14 protein-coding genes are annotated in these 14147 nt (G+C 65.8%); 10 read left to right on the top strand and 4 right to left on the bottom strand.

Going from position 1 to position 14147, the window contains the following annotated elements:
• Positions 1–66: 66 nt before the first annotated feature.
• The 9 genes from ACH4SL_RS19210 to ACH4SL_RS19170 all read left to right on the top strand — a co-directional run bounded on the left by ACH4SL_RS19210 (position 67) and on the right by ACH4SL_RS19170 (position 8946).
• Complete coding sequence (locus ACH4SL_RS19210; protein WP_398446964.1) at positions 67–1695, top strand: recombinase family protein; 1629 nt, start codon at positions 67–69, stop codon at positions 1693–1695.
• On the top strand, positions 1692–2261 hold the full coding sequence (locus tag ACH4SL_RS19205) for a hypothetical protein (RefSeq protein ID WP_398446962.1): 570 nt from the start codon (positions 1692–1694) through the stop codon (positions 2259–2261). Before ACH4SL_RS19210 ends, ACH4SL_RS19205 begins: the two co-directional genes overlap by 4 nt.
• A gap of 1862 nt (positions 2262–4123) precedes the next feature.
• Positions 4124–4396 (top strand): hypothetical protein, encoded by a 273-nt coding sequence (locus ACH4SL_RS19200; protein ID WP_398446960.1) that lies wholly within the window; start codon positions 4124–4126, stop codon positions 4394–4396.
• 14 nt (positions 4397–4410) lie between these two features.
• Positions 4411–5277 carry a hypothetical protein gene (locus ACH4SL_RS19195; protein ID WP_398446958.1) on the top strand — a complete coding sequence of 289 codons (867 nt, stop codon included), beginning with the start codon at positions 4411–4413 and terminating at the stop codon, positions 5275–5277.
• A 42-nt stretch (positions 5278–5319) separates the two neighbouring features.
• Positions 5320–5658 carry an HNH endonuclease gene (locus ACH4SL_RS19190; RefSeq protein WP_398447785.1) on the top strand — a complete coding sequence of 113 codons (339 nt, stop codon included), beginning with the start codon at positions 5320–5322 and terminating at the stop codon, positions 5656–5658.
• Between the two features lie 219 nt (positions 5659–5877).
• Complete coding sequence (locus ACH4SL_RS19185; protein ID WP_398446956.1) at positions 5878–6501, top strand: transfer protein spdA; 624 nt, start codon at positions 5878–5880, stop codon at positions 6499–6501.
• A gap of 826 nt (positions 6502–7327) precedes the next feature.
• Positions 7328–7570, top strand: a complete 243-nt coding sequence (locus ACH4SL_RS19180; protein ID WP_398446954.1) for a hypothetical protein — start codon at positions 7328–7330, stop codon at positions 7568–7570.
• Between the two features lie 5 nt (positions 7571–7575).
• Complete coding sequence (locus ACH4SL_RS19175; RefSeq protein ID WP_398446952.1) at positions 7576–8091, top strand: DUF6879 family protein; 516 nt, start codon at positions 7576–7578, stop codon at positions 8089–8091.
• 6 nt (positions 8092–8097) lie between these two features.
• The gene (locus tag ACH4SL_RS19170) at positions 8098–8946 is read left to right on the top strand and encodes a helix-turn-helix domain-containing protein (protein ID WP_398446950.1); all 849 of its coding nucleotides are present in this window, start codon (positions 8098–8100) and stop codon (positions 8944–8946) included.
• A 283-nt stretch (positions 8947–9229) separates the two neighbouring features.
• Here the strand turns inward: ACH4SL_RS19170 and ACH4SL_RS19165 are convergent, their stop codons facing one another.
• The 3 genes from ACH4SL_RS19165 to ACH4SL_RS19155 all read right to left on the bottom strand — a co-directional run bounded on the left by ACH4SL_RS19165 (position 9230) and on the right by ACH4SL_RS19155 (position 12670).
• Positions 9230–9451 carry a GntR family transcriptional regulator gene (locus ACH4SL_RS19165; RefSeq protein ID WP_398446948.1) on the bottom strand — a complete coding sequence of 74 codons (222 nt, stop codon included), beginning with the start codon at positions 9449–9451 and terminating at the stop codon, positions 9230–9232.
• A 1052-nt stretch (positions 9452–10503) separates the two neighbouring features.
• A complete protein-coding gene (locus ACH4SL_RS19160; protein ID WP_398446945.1) occupies positions 10504–10965 on the bottom strand; it encodes a PPOX class F420-dependent oxidoreductase in 462 nt (153 codons plus the stop codon).
• 199 nt (positions 10966–11164) lie between these two features.
• Positions 11165–12670: an MDR family MFS transporter gene (locus tag ACH4SL_RS19155; protein ID WP_398447783.1), complete on the bottom strand. Its 1506-nt coding sequence runs from the start codon at positions 12668–12670 to the stop codon at positions 11165–11167.
• 265 nt (positions 12671–12935) lie between these two features.
• Here ACH4SL_RS19155 and ACH4SL_RS19150 point away from each other — a divergent pair, with 265 nt between their 5' ends.
• The gene (locus ACH4SL_RS19150) at positions 12936–13133 is read left to right on the top strand and encodes a hypothetical protein (protein ID WP_031512536.1); all 198 of its coding nucleotides are present in this window, start codon (positions 12936–12938) and stop codon (positions 13131–13133) included.
• A 57-nt stretch (positions 13134–13190) separates the two neighbouring features.
• On the opposite strand, the gene ACH4SL_RS19145 is transcribed toward ACH4SL_RS19150, so the two are convergent.
• Positions 13191–14030 carry an RNA polymerase sigma factor SigF gene (locus tag ACH4SL_RS19145; RefSeq protein WP_031512534.1) on the bottom strand — a complete coding sequence of 280 codons (840 nt, stop codon included), beginning with the start codon at positions 14028–14030 and terminating at the stop codon, positions 13191–13193.
• Positions 14031–14147 lie beyond the last annotated feature (117 nt).

The following is a 14147-nucleotide window of genomic DNA, read 5'->3' as shown; positions in this document are numbered from 1 at the left end:
CAGTTCCCCGAGGTTCTGGCCTAACGGTCCACCCCGAGCGAGTTAACAGACTCACCCGGGGAACACATGGACACCGCAACTCTCCCGCGTCAGAACCGTACGAAGACCTGCATCATCTATGTCCGGCTCAGCCGGGCCGACGACCTGAGTACGTCGATCAAGTCTCAGGTGGCCGAATGCCGGGCATTCGCGCTGTCGCAGGGGTGGCGCGTCCTGTTCGTCGCCGACAAGGACAACGGCGTCAGCGGCGCTACGAAGCTCACGGACCGGCCCGGCATGGCGGAAGTCCTCCCCCAGCTCCCGAAGGCTGACTATCTGCTTGCCGCCAAGCTGGACCGGTTCGCGCGTCACACGCTGGAACTCCTCACGCTGACCGAGCTGTGCAAGGAATCCGGCGCGTCCCTCGTGACCGCTGACGGCATGATCAATCCCCAGACGGCAGAGCTGATCCTTACCATCTTCGGCGCGCTGGCAGCGTGGGAGCGGGACACGATCAAGGCGCGCATCCTGGCGGCCAAGGAACACATGCGGCGCGTCGGCCGGTGGATGGGCGGAGAGGCCCCGTACGGCTACCGGCTGATCAAGCGCGACGGCGGGACCTATCTGGAGATCGACCCCGAGGCGGCGGCCGTGCTGCGGGGCGTGGTCGAAAAGCTGTTGGACGGTTCCTCGCTGAACGCCATTGTCCGGGCGCTCAACGAGTCGGGCACTCTGTCCCCCGCCGACTACGCCCGGAAGCGCAAGGGGCGGAAGGTTCGCGGGACCAAGTGGAGCGGGACCGCCCTGCGGGACATCCTCCTTTCCCCGGCCATGCGCGGGCACCTGGTGCAGTCCACCCCGCAGCCGGGCAGCAAGCGCAAGCGCGGGGCCGTGTCCGCTGTTCTGGACGACAAGGGCAACCCGCAGCAGGTAGGCCCCGAGCTGATCGACGCGGACACCCACGATGCCGTCAAGACCGTTCTTGCAAGCAGGGCGACCAAGCACCGGGCGACCGGACAGCGCGCCGGTAAGGCTCCTCTCTTGCACATCGCGGCGTGTGCCGAGTGTGGCGGGCACCTCTACCACCGTCGCCGGATGGACGGGGACAAGGACCGGTCCCGCTACACGTGCCAGCACGGAGCGCGGGGCGGACACGTCGCTGTCGAGATGAACGCGCGCAAGCTTGAGGCCCTGGTGGAAACCAAGTTCCTCGGGTTGCTCGGCCGGGCCGACATGCTGCGTGAGGTGGTGGCCGAGGGCCGAGACGTGAGCCGCGAAATCCGCGAGACGGAAGCAGCGATCGACTCGCACACCGACGGTTTGAACATGCTCCCGGAGGGTCGGGCCAAGCGCCGTACGGCCGCCCAGCTCACCGAACTTGAGGCCAAGTTGGTTGTCCTGGAAGCGGCGCAGCGGGAGCAGGAGAACCCCGCCGTTTCATGGGTGCCGACCGGCCGGACCATCGCGGAGGAGTACGCGGCGCGGGACACGGACGGGCGGCGGGAACTCCTGGAAGCGTTCGGCGTCCGTGCGGTGATCTCCCCGAGCAACGGCGCGCGCAGCTTCGACCCGTCGCGCGCAGACGTGCGTATCGACGGCCCGGCATGGGTGCGGGAGAACGACCCGGCTACCGCCGAACTGATCGCAATTGCCATGGACGAAATGGAGGTGGACCCAGCTACGGCCGAAGCGATCGTTGCGGAGATGGCAGCGTGAGCCGCGCTGTAATCCTCGCCGACGTGTACGCGGCACAGCGGGGAGAGGCGTACCCGGAATCCGCCATGGCCGAGGAGATAGACCGCTGTGCCCGAGTCGCTTACGCCGACTTCCGGCGCTTCCCCCGGGACGAGTGGCTAGCCATGGGCCGGGCCGCAGCGTGGGAAGCGGTCATGCGCTACCGCAACCGGGGGAACGGCGTAGAGGGCTGTTTCGCGTACGCGTACCGGTGGGTTCAGTACACGTACCTTGCCGCCGCGCGCAGGGCCGCACAGGACCCCGTACCGCTGTCGTATGAGCCCGAGGCACCCGCGCTTGTCGGCACGGCCCACAGCGGGCGGCCAACGCCGAGGGAGACCTACGTTCGCGCGCTGGTGTCGTCGCTCGGGCCGAAATCCTCTCGGATCATCGAAGCCACCTACGGCATAGGCGAACCGGCGACGGACGCCGAGCTAGCCGAGGAACTGAACACGACCCCGCGCAGCGTTCAGGCTCTCCGCTGTCAGGCAACGGCCAGACTGCGCCGACTGGCACGGCCCGCGCTAGGCATGCAGACGGCCGCGTAAGACGCTCTGAGAGGCCCGGTGGGCAACTCCCCGCCAACTCCCCGCCGGGCCTTTCCCGTGCCCTCAGACGGCCGCCTACGGATTTGCTGACACTGCGTCAAATATGCGCCGTCCCTTAACTCGCACCCCTCGTGGAGAACGAAACACCGCACAGAGAGACCAGCAAGGAGGGAAGCGGTGCCGCTCACAAACACAATGACTCTGGAAACGCTCGCTCAGCGGATGGACGCATGGGCCAGCGAGACGGACACCAAGCGGGGCCGTCTGGTCCGAGCATTCCGTAAGAACCTCGGGAACTCCGCAGACCTACAGGCGGCACGGCTCGCACTGCTGCTCGAATATGCGGCAATGCCCGCCTAAGACTTTCTGTCCCCGCCCCCCAAGAAAAGCCCCCACTCTTACCCCTGCCTCCGGGTGGGGGTTTTTCTTGAACTACTTTCGCGGACCTTAGCGGAGCAGCGCCGGACTTCCGCGAACCATCAACCAAGTCAAGGAGTAAAACCGATATGACAGACGAGACTTTCGAGGGACAAACGCGGACTAACGAAGGACTTTCGCGGAGCCGGTCCGACCGAAAGCCCGGTTTCGCGGACATACGCGAGGCTATACAGCGCGCCGAGGCCGCTGCATGGGAGGCCATTGCATCCGGTCACCCGATGGCCGGTGAGATCCACCAGGCAACGCGGGAAGCGCTGGAATTGGTGAACGCCACCCTGTTCCCCTCGGGCCACTGCTCAGGTCCCAACTGCCTAGAGACCGTGCCTGACAAGGGCTTTGGCCGTCCGGCGCTCTACTGCTCGGCTCGCTGCAAGGACCGGGCCGCATACCAGCGGAAGCAACAGCGCACACAGCGCGAGGGCTGAGCCGGTTCTCTAGTTTTCTTTCTTTTATGTAGGTGTGATGTTTCTAAGTGTAGAAGACACAGTAGGTACAGAGACGCTATAGAACTCTAAGGAGCTATGGGGTCACTGTGTCATCTGCACTGCGAAACGTCACGCCTCCCGTGGCAACTGTGAAGGAACAAAAATGGGCTACTACTCGTGGCAGCAACAAGAGGATCAGTGCGTGGTCTGCGACCACAAGCTAGGCGGCCGACAGGAACGCTATTGCAGCAACGCTTGCCGACAGGCACACAAGCGCATGTCCACGCTGACTCGTGAGGTACTGGCCAAGCGCGAGTGCGATCAATGCAAGCGAGGCTTTTACCCGGACACCAAGCGTCAACGGTTCTGCTCCCCCGACTGCTCGCTGTTCGCCGCCGATGAGGCGGTCAAGGAACGCGAGGAAGCCGTATGCCATCTGGACGGATGCGAAGAGAACTGCGGTTGGGATGGCGCAGGCCGAGCCCGTCGCTATTGCTCTCCGGCTCACCGCACTAAGGCATACCGACTCCGCAAGCGGGCTGAGAGTGCGCCTGAGAGCCGTTGAAGGGTCGGCCGGGGAGTTGTCCCACCGGGGCCGAGATAAGCGCTCACGGGGCCACACAGGACTTTATATCGAATGCGTAACGCTAGCGTCGCCTATGTCCGAGTGCTACCGCTATGCGGTTAACCAACTCACCTCGTGAATCGTGAACGTCGAAAGTCGTTCTCGGGATTGGCTGCGTCCTGTGTGTTTCCTTTCGCGTGATGATCGGTCGGGTAGGCGTCCGCGTCTCTCCGGCCCGGCCGGTCATCATAGGAACGTTCCTAGGTACCGCCTTCCCTCTGCGGCTGCTCCCGCCTCCCTAAATTCTTCGGTGAGTTAGTCTCTCGCGCGCACTGCGGCGGAGCGCTTACCGGTGGGCCCCCTTGCCCGCTGTGGTCTGAGCAGAGACCCGGCGAGCGAGGGGGCCTTTTTGTATACCCGAAAGGAAACGCGCTATGGCAGTGCACGACATGACGGCCGAGGGCCGGGGTTCTATCTCTCGGCTTGACACGGCGGCAGGGCAGGACCCGGCGGACCGCAATTCGGCGGACGCCGTGGACGACATGCACGCGGAAATTGCCGACCTGATGGATTCGGGCATTTCTGTCTATGAGGCTCGGGCCGCTGTCAAGGAATCCCAGTCGATCACCGATGAGGAACGCGCCGAGGCTCACCGCGAGGGTTACGAGCTTGGCCGGAAGATCGCCCGCCGCAAGTTTCGTTACTGAAAGGACACGCAGACATGGAAAAGATCACGCCCGACCACCTACTAATGAGCACGACTTACCAGGTTGACACTAGTCACCGGCATGATGCGCTAGCGCCAAAGATTGCTTTCCAGCGGTGGCAGGCAGTACAGGACGCAATCGACAAGAGCGAGAGCCTGTACGACCGCTGGTACGAACTATCGTACGCGCTGGAGGATGCCCGGCAGGAAGCTCTAGCAGCTAGTGCTAAGGCCCACGCCGAGGGCAAGAACGCACCGGCCGGTACCGCTGCAAAGGTGTTTCAGGCCGAGCTAGACCTAAATGGTTGCTTCGAGGCTTTCCGCGCCTCCCGCCGGGCAATCGTTACGGCTCGCAAGCCCTATGACGCGCTGTGGGAGGACCCGGCATTCCTCGCCGCGTACCGAGAGACCGTGGCTGCCGAATTCGTCAAGCGCCGTGAGGCCGTGCGCGCAGCATTCGCCGAGCTGGACGGGAACCTAGCTGCTCTAGGGTCGCTTTACGGCTCGCTCGGTGACCTCACGCTTAATGGGCTGCTGCGCGACGACGTTTCCGCGCTGACGTTCGACGGTAAGCCGATTGAGCACAGCAGCGTATTCCTTGCCCCGCACCGCAGTTGGACTGCACCGAAGCTTGCCGAGGCAATGAGCGAGGTTCGCCGGTTCGTGCGCAACGACGACCCAGTAACCGGCGGGACGCTGCTCGCTGGGGATCTGGACGATATCGCCAATGCACTGCCTGAGCTTGCCGACAAGCGATACGACGAATGGCAGGACGAGCTAACACGGACCGAGGCCGACCGATACGGCGTGATCATGAACGCCAGCACGGGACGTCGAACTGTCGGTAGTTCTCGCGTAGAAAATGGCAGTTATAGCGCGTAGCCAAAAAAGCAGGGCCGGGGTCATCGGACAGCCTCGGCCCCGCTGTCGGGAAGGAAACACCCTATAGGTTGGGAAAACAGCAACCGGGAATCTCGGCTACCTGCCAACTGGCACAAGCTACGGGCCCGGGTCAAGCGGCGGGACGGCGGACTATGCAAGTCATGCGGTCGGCCCGGCACGCAGGTTGACCACATCATCCGAGGCGATAATCACGCGCTAGAAAATCTGCAATTGCTCTGCGAGCCGTGCCACACGCGCAAGACGCAAGCTGAATCAGCAGAAGCGCGCCGAGCACAACGACCCCGCCGTGAAATTTCAGGCCGTCCCGGGTTCATGACAGAGCCCATGCCTGATTACTGGTCGCGCGTTGCGCGAGAGTGATTCGGATCGTCAGAGTCACACTGAGTAACTTAATTCCTGAGCCTTTGCCTTCAATTCCAAGGTAACGGGGTGGGGGGTGACCCCCTTTCGGGAACCTTTTTCACCGCAAGCGTATAGCAGTTCAAAACCGGTACGGGTTTCCAAGTCGCCCAAGCTTCAATTCCAAGGTAAGCCCCCGGCCGGCCGCTACCTTCCGTAATCGAACCTAGGAACGTTCCTATGAGACTGACCGTGGCCAATGCTGCCCGATACGCCGCCCTAGTCGCGGCCATGCTCATTAGCTTTACGACACAGCGGGAGCTAGCGCAGACGCACGGCGTACCCGTGTCCGTCGCCTTTGCCGTGCCGGTGGCCATTGACCTATTCATGGTGTGGGCCGTCCGGTCGCGTCGGGATATTTCCCTAGCCGTGGCCGTTGCCGTGGCCGCCAATGTGGCCGGTGTCCTCACGGCCGAATCCTTGTCCGCTGTCAATACGTGGGTGTCCGCCGGACTGCATGCCGTGTTCCCGCTGACCGTCTGGCGAATGCACCGGGCGGAAGCCGCTACACGGCCCGCTGAGAGCCTGCCGGACATGGCCCCGGCCGAGGTGACACACGCCCCGCAGACGGGCGGACAGTGGCCGGACGCGGACTTGTGGCAGGACTTTGAAACCGACGCCGAGGCGGACAGCGCGGACGGCCCGCCGACTGACGACGATATCCGCGCCGCTGTGACCGTTCTGGAATCGCGCCATGGCCGCCCGCTGACCGGCGCTGCGCTGGCCGACCATTTCGGCGTGTCCGCTCGAACCGGCCGCCGTTACCTTGACCGCATCGGTTACAGCGCAAAGGCGGACGCATGATTTGCAAGCGCCTTAGCTGCTACCAGGAAACCAAACGTCGGAATAACGGCCGGACGCACAAGCAATATTGTTCCTCTCGGTGTCATAGATGGCAGCGCGCATACGACGCATTTTGCGTAGGTGGGGCCGCGCTAGGCCGTGACGCAGATACCGACCGTGCCCTGTTCCGGCAGGTGATAGCCGATGGAATACACGACACCTACGAATGGCCGCCACTGTTGGACGAACTAGTCAGCGCGTACGCGAGGGGATAAGCATGGAACCAATCCGCGTGATTCTCACCCCTACCGGCTGGGTTCCCTCCGACGCACCGGCACGGCCCGGATTCGTCGCGTGGCGCTTCCTACCGACACAGCAGGTACCCGCGCCGACCAAGGAATGGCCCGACCGATTGCCCCGACCGCCACGAGCGCGAGAGGGCCGAACGAGGAACTACGGCAAGCGTTGATGTTCGTTCAACTCAATATCGACCACTACGAGCGGAAGCGGTGCCGGGAGTGTGGGCGATTGTTGAGCGACCGCGCCTTTGCAATCGACCTTGACCAGCCGGACTATCGGTCTTCCCGCTGTGACGACTGCGAGGGTGCCGACTGGCTCACGCTCCCGAACATTTGGACCTAGGAACGTTCCTACATCCCCCGATGGCCTGACCGGCTGTCGGGGGATTTTGCGTTATGCGGCCGAGGTGGAGTCCATATCTGACGCGCCGTAATATGTCATGATCAGGCCAACTAACTTGGCTCGTTACGCGGTCTTGACGGATCTCACCTGCGGGCGAAAGTCTTGCAATCGGCTGCAATCGACTCGACAGAGGGAGAGGTCAGACATGAAGCTGCGGTTCCTCGGGATCATCCCGAACACCCCTGACACCGACTCACCCACCATCTGGCTGGACGAGGACACGGGGGATCTGCTGATCCAGTCGTACCGGGCCACCGAGGAAGAAGTGAAGGCGTGCCAGGAAATCGGGTCGATCCCTGGCCACAGCACGGAGGTTCCGAATCATGAGGTGATCATCCGTCTGCCCAAGGTAATGCGGAAGTACCTGCCGCCTCACGACAGCGAGTAGAGACGATGAACAACCCCGTACTTGAGGGATTGGCGAAAGCTCGCCGATCCGCTGTTCACCTGGAAATGCGCGACGCCTACCAGCCCAGTGACCCCGATTTCATCGAGTGGCAGAAAGGAAAGCGCCTGGACCCTGCCGCCGATCGGTCCGAGTGGTGGCGCCCGTTTCTTGACGTGGTGACGCAGACGACGGCGCGCGGTGTGGTCATGCGGCGGGCCCGCATCGTCTCGGAGCCGGTCACGGACTACATCCGGTACGAGCATGACGTGACGTTTCCGAATGTCGCAGCGGGGGAGTTGATTCGTTGGCTGCCCCGGCGGCGGGCCGCTGACATCCCCTTGCCGGGTACTGACCTGTGGATGTTTGACGGGGAAGCGGTACTGTTCACGTACTTCTCTGGCGTTGGGGAAGTCGTTGACCGGGAGTGGCGGACAGAGCCCGAGGTAATCCAACTGGTCTCGTCTGCCTTCGAGACGGTATGGGAACGGGCTACCCCTCACGAGGAGTACAAGCCGGTTTAGTGAGTCATGCCGCAATCACCATCTTCTAGCGTCCGTCAAGCCCGGCAACTCCTTGCCAACCGCCTTCGGGAATTGGTCAAGGATGCCGGGCTAGACGGCAAAGACCTGGCCGCACAGTGCGGATGGCATCCGTCCAAAGTGTCCCGCATCTCGACAGCGAAGACGCAACCCAGCGCCGACGACATTCGGGCGTGGTGCCGGGCGTGCGGTGCGGAAGACCAGACAGCAGACCTGATTGCCTCCCTGCGGGCCGTAGAGGACATGTGGGTGTCCTGGCGTCGGATGGAGGGCGCGGGGCTGCGACGGGCGCAGGTAGCGCGCTTGCCGCTCTACGAACGAACCCGCCGGTTCCGTGCCTACTCGCCGGGCCTATTCCCCGGCCTACTCCAGACGTTCGGCTACACCGAGGACGTGTTGCGCGCTGTCCAGCGGAGGCGGGTAAGCGTCGATGATGTGGCCGACGCCGTGGCCGCACGTATGGAACGTCAGCAAGTGCTCTACGAGGGGCAACGTACGTTCGCGTTCCTGGTCGAGGAGTCCACGTTGCGCAACGGGCTTGGCGGCGCGGACACGCAGACGGAACAGCTTGACCACCTGATGGACGTTGCCGCGCTGCCCAACGTCAGCGTTGGCGTTGTGCCGACAAGGCTCGGCCGGGCCCGCATGCCGGTGGAGGGATTTTGGATCTTCGACACGGCGCAAGTGAACGTCGAGCTTGTATCCGGCTACCTCACGATCACGCAGCCCAGCGAGGTAGCGGCCTACGCCGACACCTTCGCCGCGCTGGCCGATACAGCCGTGTACGGCGACAAGGCCCGCGCCCTGCTGATCAAGGCGCGTGACTCCCTCGGGTGATTGGCGTGCAATCGCGTGCAATCCGCTGTGAGTTGAGGTTGTGCCGTTCCTAGCGTGGTCGCCAAACGGATGACGCGAAGGGAACGGCCATGACCGACCCGAAGACGTACCCCGGTAGACCTGTGGAACTCCCGGACCGATCCGGTGAGTTGGAGCCGACCCCCGTTGAGGGGTGCGCCGGTTGCACCGAGCTGGTCAAGGTGCGCGACTGGGCGAGACAAAGTGGCGACGGAACCACGATCACGGATGCCAACGTGTTGATGCGACGGCACCCGGACGGGCACTAGATCACGAAGAATCCGCGCGGGATCACCTTGCGTAGTCGGCCCTCGGTGACCAGCACGCCGACCGCGCGGGACGCCGTGGACTGGCTGATGTCGTACTCAGCAGCGATGGCCACGGTCCCTGGGAACTTGTCGCCCGACTTCCACTCGTCCGCGTCAAGGCGTCGGCGTAGGTCGTCGGCCACCTGTCCGGCAAACGGGATCGAACGATCAAGCTCCATGTAGTCAGCGTGCGTGCTAATCCGCTGGTCCGCTATCGCAGTAGTCCACTAGTCAGCTAGTCTCGGTAGCTCAACAAAACGCCCCCGAGGCGGCCGGGCAAGGGCCGTTCCCCAGGGGCTGACCGAAGAATGGAGCTTCGGCTATGCGAACCCTACTGGCGCTGATCCTCGGATGGCTCATGCCCGCAAAGGGCACCCATCGAGCCGCACCGGAACCCACCACCGTCCCCACCCCCGCCCGCCGCGCTGTCCGGCCCATTCCCGCCCCACTGGACGGCCACGACGTAGCACTCATCCGGCCGTACCTCACGGCGTGGGAGGCCGAGCAAGAGCGGGGCCGACAGCGAGAGAGGCGACGGGCGGCCGTACTGGCGACGCTCGGGCAGGACTACCCGGCGGAGGTGCCAGCATGAGCGAGGCAAGCCCCGGCACAGGGGCGCCGCTGATGACCATTCGCGTAAGCCACGACGGCGGGAAGACGTGGGACCGGACGCGGGAGTACCGGCCGGGGCAGAACCTTCCCCCGCTGGTATCCGGTGAGTGGCCGCTCTGCCTGTGCCCGCGTTGCCGAGGCAAGAACGGCTAGACCCCACCGACCGGCCCCGCTCCGTGCGTCTCCCCCGTGGCGCACCAGGCGGGGCCTTCCACTGTCTGACCAGGGCCCGAGACAGGACCGGCACTAGTCAGCTAGTCTGTGGACCCTTAAGCCGCACACTCGCCCGCGCCCCTTGCGCGCCGGGGTGCCTCTCGCGGTGATCCGCGCGACCTTCCGCCGGTGGTGGGCTTGTCGCGCAGTTCCCCGCGCCCCTGATTGGTTGCCCTGCGCGGCATGCGCAAGCCCCTGACGGGCGCTTCACCCTGCGTGCAGAGGGCAAGCCACCAGGGGCGCGGGGAACTGCGCGCCCAGCCCCCACCGGGCGGAAAGGCGACATGCCACGCCAAGTGGCAACCACCTGGGGGCGCGGGGAACTGCGCGACAAGCCACCCACCTGGCGGTAGACGGCAGCGTGCCGTCAGGGGCAGATGCGGGCCCGTGCCCCCTTACCCGGCGGTCACGCCAAGCGCGCCGGGAAGCCCCCCGTGGCGACGGGGGACCAGCGTTCCGGGGTGACGCGGATCAGGGACTTGCCCTGGCGGAGCATCGCTTCGCGATATTCCGCCCAGTCGGGGTGCTCGCCGCTGATGTTGCGGAAGTATTCGACGAGCGGCTCGACGGAGTCGGGCACGTCCAGCACCTCCGCGACGCCGTCGACCTGGACCCACGGGCCGTCCCACTCGTCCGACAGGACGACGACGCTCACCCGCGGGTCGCGCCGTACGTTGCGGGTCTTCGCGCGCTCGGGGTAGGTCGAGACGACGATGCGGCCGGCGTCGTCGACGCCGGCCGTGAGCGGGGAGCCCTGGGGGCGGCCGTCCGCGCGGGTGGTGAGGAGGATCGCCCGATGCCGCGGGCGGATGAAGTCGAGGAGCTCTTCCCGCGAGACCGCGGTGTTGGTGGCGATGTTGGGAGCCATGTCCCGCACTTTACGTCGGTGCTCCCACGCCCGCCGGGCGTGGGAGGGCCGGAGGTCCCGGCGGGCGGCGTCGGCCGTCCCCTGCCTCGGCAGCCGCCGGGACCCGTCACCCGTACCTCCGCGGCCTGGACCTCTCCGCTGTGGGCTCAGGGCGGGTGGACGGGGGTTCATCGGATGGGCGCGGGGCGCGCCCGGGCGCTCAGTCCTCGGTGCGCTGCAGGCCGCTGCGGGTCTTGAGCGCGACCTCCTTGACGAAGATGACGAGCAGGAAGGACAGCAGCGCGAAGGGCGCCGCGTAGAGGAAGACGTCGCCGATGCCGTGCCCGTACGCGCTCTCCACGACGCCGCGCACCGGTGCGGGCAGCAGGGCGACGTCGGGGATGCCGCCGCTGTCGCCGGCGGCGGGCTTGATGTGGAGGGCGGCGAGGCCGTCGCTCGTGAAGTGCGTGACCCGGTTGCCGAGCACCGCGCCGAGCGCGCTGACGCCGATCGCGCCGCCGAGGGAGCGGAAGAAGGTCACGAGCGAGCTGGCGGCGCCGAGGTCCGCGGTGGTGACCTGGTTCTGCACGGCGAGCACCAGGTTCTGCATCATCATGCCGACGCCGAGGCCCAGCAGGGCCATGTAGACGCCGACCTCCCAGTACGGGGTGTCGTAGCGGATCAGGCCGAGCGTCGCGGCGCCCGCGGTGAGCAGCAGGCCGCCGGCGACCAGGAAGACCTTCCAGCGCCCGGTGCGGGTGATGATCTGGCCGGTCACGGTGGAGGAGACGAACAGGCCGGCGATGAGCGGGATGGTCATGATGCCGGACATCGTCGGGGTCTCGCCGCGGGCCAGCTGGAAGTACTGGCTCAGGAAGACCGTGCCGGCGAACATCGCGACACCCACGAAGAGGCTGGCCAGCGAGGTCAGGGTGATGGTGGCGTTGCGGAAGAGCCGCAGCGGCACGATGGGCTCGGCGGCGCGGGACTCCGTGTAGACGAAGAGCGCGCCGAGCACGAGCGCGAGGGGCACCATCACGCAGGACTGCCAGGACATCCAGGCGTAGTTCTGGCCGGCCAGCGACACCCAGATCATCAGCAGCGACACCGCGGCGGTGATGAAGAAGGCGCCCGTCCAGTCGATCTTCACCTGGCGCTTGACGACCGGCAGGTGCAGCGTCTTCTGCAGCACGATCAGCGCGATGATCGCGAAGGGCACGCCGACGTAGAAGCACCAGCGCCAGCCGAGCGCCGAGTCGACGATCACACCGCCGATGAGCGGACCGCCGACGGTGGCGACGGCGAAGGTCGCGCCGAGGTAGCCGCTGTAGCGGCCGCGCTCGCGCGGCGAGATCATCGCGGCCAGGATCACCTGGGTCAGCGCGGACAGGCCGCCGGCGCCGATGCCCTGGACGAGGCGGCAGCCGATGAGCATGCCGGGGCTGGTGGAGAAGCCCGCCACGACCGAGCCGAGCACGTAGATCACCAGCGAGAGCTGGATGAGCAGCTTCTTGCTGAAGAGGTCGGAGAGCTTGCCCCAGATCGGCGTGGTGGCGGTGACGGCCAGCAGCGAGGCCGTGACCACCCAGGTGTACGCGCTCTGGCCGCCGCCGATGTCGGACAGGATGCGCGGCAGCGCGTTGGAGACGATGGTGGACGACAGGATCGCCACGAAGAGCCCCAGCAACAGGCCGGAGAGCGCCTCCATGATCTGCCGGTGGGACATGACCGCCCCGTCCGGGGACCCCGGCGGGGCGGTGTGAGCTGAGGGTCCGGTCGTGCCGGACGGGTCGGGGAGCTGCTTGTCGCTCCGGGTCGACGGGGTCGCCATCAGGCCTCCACTTAATTGCCTGAAGCAACCATACGACCATATGGTTGTATAGGACAAGCGCTGTGGGAGGGCTGTGGCACACGCCACGTGCGTCACCGCCGCAGATGGGGGGCCTGCGGGGGGTGCGGCGGCCGGAGCCGACACGCTAGGGTCAGGCGGCATGTCGAGTAGCCAGCAAAGCCCTGAGAACAACTACGACCCGGCCGGCTCCACGCAGATGTTCCGTGCCTTCGTCGACGAGCAGCCGCAGGCCGTCGAGGTGCAGCGGGCGCAGGCCCGGCCGCGGGTCGGCCTGATCGTCGGCATCGTCGTCGCGGTGGTCGTCATCGTCGGAGTGGTCGTACTCGCCATGAAGTAGCCCTCGGTCCTCGGGCGCCTCGGCGCTCCCGCAGGCAGGCCCGACCACTCCGTCCCGTCACGCCTCGGCCGTCAGCCCTTCGCGGAGCTGGGCCAGCGTCCTCGTCAGCAGGCGGGAGACGTGCATCTGCGAGATGCCGACCTCCTCGCCGATCTGCGACTGCGTCATGTTCGCGAAGAACCGCAGCATGATGATCTGCCGCTCGCGCGGCGGCAGTTGCGCCAGCAGCGGCTTGAGCGACTCGCGGTACTCGACGCCTTCGAGTGCCGCGTCCTCGTAGCCGAGGCGGTCGGCGAGCGAGCCCTCGCTGCCGTCGTCCTCGGGCGGCGGGGAGTCCAGCGAGCTGGCCGTGTAGGCGTTCCCGACCGCGAGGCCGTCCACGACGTCCTCCTCGGACACGCCGAGGCAGGCCGCCAGCTCGCCGACGGTCGGGGAGCGGTCCAGGCGCTGGGAGAGCTCGTCGCTGGCCTTGGTGAGCGCCAGCCGGAGCTCCTGGAGCCGCCGCGGCACGCGGACGGACCACGAGGTGTCGCGGAAGAAGCGCTTGACCTCGCCGACGATCGTCGGCATCGCGAAGGTGGGGAATTCGACCCCGCGCTCGCAGTCGAAGCGGTCGATGGCTTTGATCAGGCCGATGGTGCCGACCTGGACGATGTCCTCCATGGGCTCGTTGCGGCTGCGGAAGCGCGCCGCCGCGTACCGCACGAGCGGGAGGTTCAGCTCGATGAGCGTGTCGCGTACGTAGGTGCGTTCCGGGCTGTCCTGCGGCACTTCCGCGAGGCGCAGGAAGAGCGAGCGGGACAGCGTACGGGTGTCGATGGCCTCGCCGTGATGAAGAGCATCGTGCGGTGCTGCGTCGGAGTCGAGCACCTTGGGACTGCCCACCTGTACGGACATGCCACCCCCTTGAGGTCGCGGACGGGTGTCGCGAGCGACGTCTTCCGGTTGTTCCTCCACTGGAATACCGGCTGAGCGCACGCGACAAACGCGGTATCCGCAGAATGTCACATGTCG

This window comes from Streptomyces sp. NPDC021020, from assembly GCF_044333285.1.
In the GTDB taxonomy this organism is placed as follows: Bacteria; Actinomycetota; Actinomycetes; order Streptomycetales; family Streptomycetaceae; genus Actinacidiphila.
Note: the sequence above shows the minus strand (reverse complement) of the source record. Positions and strands in the feature narration are given on the sequence as shown.